Genomic DNA, 4,392 nt, shown 5'->3' with positions numbered 1-4,392 from the left:
GACCCGTACCTCGTCATAGAGGGGGCCCTAATAGCCGCATACGCCATAGGCGCGGGCAAGGTGTACTTCTACATAAGGAGGGAGTACCCAGGGGCCATAGCTGCAGTGAGGAGGGCCGTGGAGGAGGTCAGGGAGGCCGGCTACCTGTCGCCCCCTCTGCCATCTGACATCGAGGTCCACGTGGGCAAGGGCTCCTACGTGGTGGGGGAGGAGACGGCCATGATAAACGCCATAATGGGCAGGAGGCCCGAGCCAATGCCGAGGCCTCCCTACCCAACGGAGAGGGGGCTGTTCGGCATGCCGACAGTAGTGAACAACGTTGAGACGCTCTCAAGCGTCCCCTGGATCATGGAGAACGGGGGCGAGGCGTACGCGGAGATGGGCTTCAGCAGGAGCAGGGGCACGAAGGTGCTCAGCCTCAGCTCAACGTTCTCGAGGCCTGGCCTCTACGAGGTTGAGTTCGGCGTCAGCCTGAGGGAGGTGGTCTACGACATGGGAGGGGGAGTGAGGTTCGGGAAGCTGAAGGGCGTGATGATCGGCGGCCCCTTGGCCTCCCTCATACCCCCCGAGGAGCTTGACGTGAGGCTTGGCGTGGAGGAGCTGAGGGCCATAGGGGCCAGCCTGGGCCACGGCAACGTGATAGCGTTCAGCGACGACACGAGCGTCGCCGACATGCTGCATGAAGTGCTGCTCTTCGCCTCCTTCGAGTCGTGCGGCAAGTGCTTCCCGTGCAGACTGGGCACGGCCAAGCTGGAGAGGATGTTCAGCAAGGGCTACCTGACTGAGGAGGAGGCCAGGGAGGCCCTTAGCATAGCTAACACCATGGCCGTGGCCAGCCTGTGCGGCCACGGGCAGGCCACGGGGCAGGCGGTGGCGGTCACGCTTAAGAAGTTCTGGAAGGAGATAGTGAGGTGATTAGCATGCCGGTTAGAGTGATAATCGACGGGAAGGAGGTCGTCCTGGAGAAGCCCACCACCATACTCAACGCTGCCAGGAGGGCTGGCATAGACATACCGTCGCTCTGCTACGACGAGAGGCTCTCGCCCTACGGCAGCTGCAGGCTGTGCCTCGTGGAGGTCAAGGGCGGGGGGCTCGTGACCGCCTGCACGACGTACGTGCAGGACGGCATGGAGGTCTCAACGGAGACCCCTGAGGTGGTCAAGCACAGGAAGGTCATACTGAGCATGCTGGCCGAGAGGCACCCCAGGGACGCCAGGGGCAGGCTGGCGGAGCTCTTCAAGAGGTACGGGGTTGAGCCGAGCGGCGAGGGGAAGCCCGAGCTAGTTGACGACAGCCACCCGCTCCTCCGCTTCGACTCCAGCAGGTGCGTCCTCTGCTACAGCTGCGTCAGGGTGTGCGACGAGTACATAGGGAGGCTCATATGGAGGACCATGTACAGGGGCCAGCAGGTCGTAGTGATACCGGAGACGGGCAAGTTCGGCACCAGCTCGTGCATAAGCTGCAGGGCATGCGTCGACGTCTGCCCCAGCGGGGCCATAGTTGACAAGGTGATGTCCTCATCCGTGCCGGATCGCTGGGGCGAGACCGCGTGCTCCATGTGCTCGCTCTCGTGCCCTGTAAGGGTCGGCTTCTCGGGCCCCAGGCCCGTCTACGTCGAGGGGGAGAGGGGGCAGCTCCCCTTCTCCGCCGAGTGCCTAAAGGGCAAGTACCACTGGGAGGACCTGGTCTACGTGCCCGAGAGGCCGGAGGGGCCCAGGGTCAGGTCAGACGGCCTGTGGTCCAAGGCCGGCTGGGACGACGCCCTGAGGGCCGTGGCCCAGGGCCTCAGGGAGGCGGTGAGCGAGGGAGGGCCCAGGTCGGTGGGCGTCATAGTGTCCTCCAGGCTGACGGCCGAGGCGTACTACCTGTCCCAGCTTCTGGCTAGGGCGGGCCTCGGGACCAATAACGTAGACACTGCCTCGACCCTCCTCCCGTCAACCGGGGAGTTAACGCCGATCGGGGGTCCCCTGCCGACGGCGCCCTTCAGCGCGGTCCAGGACGTGGACGTGATAGTTACCATAGGACAGGTCGAGGAGTACCACCCGGCCCTGGCCTCGGCCATAAGGAGGCAGTCGCTCCAGGGGTACTCGAGGCTGGTGGTCATATCTACCAAGGACGACAAGCTGTCGCGCTTCGCCGACATCTTCGTAGAGTCTGGCCAGGACTCCCTGCAGGCGGCCATAAGGGCGGTGGAGGCGTCTCTCGCAGAGGGTGGAAGGGTTGACGTTGCCGGGGCCTCAAGGTACCTCGCCGGGGCCGTGTCCTTGGCGCTGAGCCTCAGGTCGCTGGGAGGCTCGAGGGCGTCGAGGCAGGCCGGCGTCGACGAGGGGGTGGTGAGGGCCGCGGCCGAAGCGATAGCCTCGGCCAGGAGGCTTGTCATAGTCTCAGAGCTTGACGGCACGCCGGGGGTCGCCTCAGAGTCGCTCAGCCTGGCGGCCCTCTCAGGTGCCCTGAGCAGGGAGGGCTCGGGCTTCCTGCCGCTGCTCTCGTACTTCGACAACTACGAGGCCGTGGCCTTCGGCGTGAGCCCCTCGAGGCTGCCCGGGGGCCTGAGGCTCGACGAGGCCAGGGAGCTGGAGGCGGCCTGGAAGGCCAGCGTGCCGGGGGAGCCGGGCATGAGCTCAGCTGAGATGATAGAGGCCGCCAGGGACGGGAGGCTCAGGGCGCTGGTGGTCATAGGCTACGACCTGGCCTCCCCCTCGCCCATGAGGGAGTCGATACTTGAGGCCATGTCCAGGGTCCCGCTGGTCGTGTCCATATCGCCCACGGCCGGGGTCGGCGTGAGCTACGCCTCGAAGTTCCACCTGCCGCTGGCCTCTCACGTCGAGGAGGAGGGGGTCTACGTGTCAGCTGACGGCAGGCTGACGCTGGCCAGGGGCAACACCGTCATTAACAACGCCATGAGGGGCTGGGAGGTCGCCTCAAGGCTCCTGGAGGCCCTCGGCTACCGGAGGAGGTACTCGTCCTCCAGGGACGCCTGGGACGAGCTGAGGTCCCTGGTGAAGGAGCCGCTGCCCGACTACGACTCCATGGTCAGGGGGCCAGCCAAGGTAGACCTGAGGCGCATGGCGGCGTAAGCGCCTTCAGTTAAAAACCTGCGACGCCTACCATGACTGGGCACTGCGGTTGGGCAGCTGGGAAGACGACGAGTGCTACGAGTTCAGGAGGGAGCTCGACGAGCTCTTCGAGAGGGTGTACGGGGACGTAAAGGCGGGCAGGTACGACTTCCTCAGGAACGCCATAGACATAGACGTGGTCAAGAGCATATACGTGGACAGGCCCCACGAGGTCATAGTTATACCGGACATGGGCAAGCTCAACAGGAGGGCAGAGGTGCTCATATACATAGACCCCATGTCCCTGGCCGTCACAGGCACGAGGGGGGAGTGCAAGTACAACAGGGTGGCCGACCACAACAGGGTGAGCTTCTACAACAGCCTCCTCGAGTACCTGGACTACCTCTCGCAGAGGTCCGAGCTCCAGGTCAAGGGGGTTGGGCAGAGGACCAGGTCGGTGATGTCAATAGCCCTGGACAGGGTAAACTGACGTCTGACGTTTAAAGCCCTGGAATTCTGTAAGGAAGAGCTAATACACGTTCTAGCAGAAACGGCCAGATCAATATTACATTATTTAGGGCATTACATCGTTTTAACTTACTCGGAACCTGTGAACATTTTATAGGTAGCCACGCGGGGTGAGCCGTCGGGGGACCCACATGTCATCAGGTAAGGGGCTCCTGAGGAACGCCATAGGCTACAACGAGCTCCTGGGCCAGGCAATAGCCATGATAGCGCCCCTGGGCGCCGTTGCGGCTACCCTCACTGGCGCCGCTGTTGTCAACAGTTTCTGATAAGCCGTGAAGTTTATATCATTTGATATTATTTTATTTATCATTCACAGCCATCCCTTCACGGAAGTTTATAGGCTTCTCCATTACTATCATCATGTAGAAGAGGGCCCTACGGTGAACCCGAGGAGCAATGTGAGGGGAGGACGGGCTCGGTGAGGCCCCCCGCGTCGTGGCCGGGAGCTCTGCTCCCTAACCTAGGCATGGGGAGCCGGACAAGGGGCATGAGGACGAGGGGTTGAACACAAATTCATGAAACCTCAATGAAAGTCCGACCCCCAGTACGCCCTCGGCTCCCTCCCGCTGGCATATGTGAGCTACCCCGCCCTGAAGGGCGGGGCTTCCTGCTTCACAGCCCCGCCTTGCCCGTAGCTTTTCGCTACGGGTAGAGGGCGGAGCTCCACAGGCGCTGAGGGTGGCTCCCACCCCGCACGCCTCAGGATGTTAAGCGCGGCGTTGTAGTCCCTGTCGGCAGTCCAGCTGCACCTCGGGCACACGAAGACGCGGTCGCTGAGGGTCAGGTCTCCCCTCACGAGCCCGCACCT

General features: G+C 63.2%; 5 protein-coding genes. 4 read left to right on the top strand and 1 reads right to left on the bottom strand.

Features of this window, described 5'->3' with window-relative positions:
- The 4 genes from ACP5H1_RS08000 to ACP5H1_RS07985 all read left to right on the top strand — a co-directional run.
- The coding region (locus ACP5H1_RS08000) for an NADH-ubiquinone oxidoreductase-F iron-sulfur binding region domain-containing protein (RefSeq protein ID WP_427973877.1) at positions 1-915 on the top strand (915 nt) is incomplete at its 5' end.
- Positions 916-920: 5 nt separating this feature from the next.
- Positions 921-3,077, top strand: a complete 2,157-nt coding sequence (locus tag ACP5H1_RS07995; RefSeq protein WP_427973875.1) for a 2Fe-2S iron-sulfur cluster-binding protein — start codon at positions 921-923, stop codon at positions 3,075-3,077.
- 49 nt (positions 3,078-3,126) lie between these two features.
- Positions 3,127-3,546 (top strand): hypothetical protein, encoded by a 420-nt coding sequence (locus ACP5H1_RS07990; RefSeq protein ID WP_427973872.1) that lies wholly within the window; start codon positions 3,127-3,129, stop codon positions 3,544-3,546.
- 169 nt (positions 3,547-3,715) lie between these two features.
- The gene (locus ACP5H1_RS07985) at positions 3,716-3,850 is read left to right on the top strand and encodes a hypothetical protein (protein WP_427973870.1); all 135 of its coding nucleotides are present in this window, start codon (positions 3,716-3,718) and stop codon (positions 3,848-3,850) included.
- A 314-nt stretch (positions 3,851-4,164) separates the two neighbouring features.
- On the opposite strand, the gene ACP5H1_RS07980 is transcribed toward ACP5H1_RS07985, so the two are convergent.
- Positions 4,165-4,392 (bottom strand): zinc ribbon domain-containing protein (locus ACP5H1_RS07980; protein WP_427973868.1); only part of this gene is annotated, 228 nt, incomplete at its 5' end.

It is taken from the genome of Acidilobus sp., assembly GCF_049973875.1.
Taxonomy (GTDB): domain Archaea; phylum Thermoproteota; class Thermoprotei_A; order Sulfolobales; family Acidilobaceae; genus Acidilobus.
The sequence above is the reverse complement of the archived record's forward strand: the minus strand, read 5'-3'. Positions and strand labels throughout refer to the sequence as shown.

Excerpts from the sequence above, each read along its gene's own strand:
- ACP5H1_RS07985 (WP_427973870.1), top strand. The coding sequence starts at position 3,716 with ATGTCATCAGGTAAGGGGCTCCTGAGGAACGCCATAGGCTACAACGAG.
- ACP5H1_RS07995 (WP_427973875.1), top strand. The coding sequence starts at position 921 with ATGCCGGTTAGAGTGATAATCGACGGGAAGGAGGTCGTCCTGGAGAAG.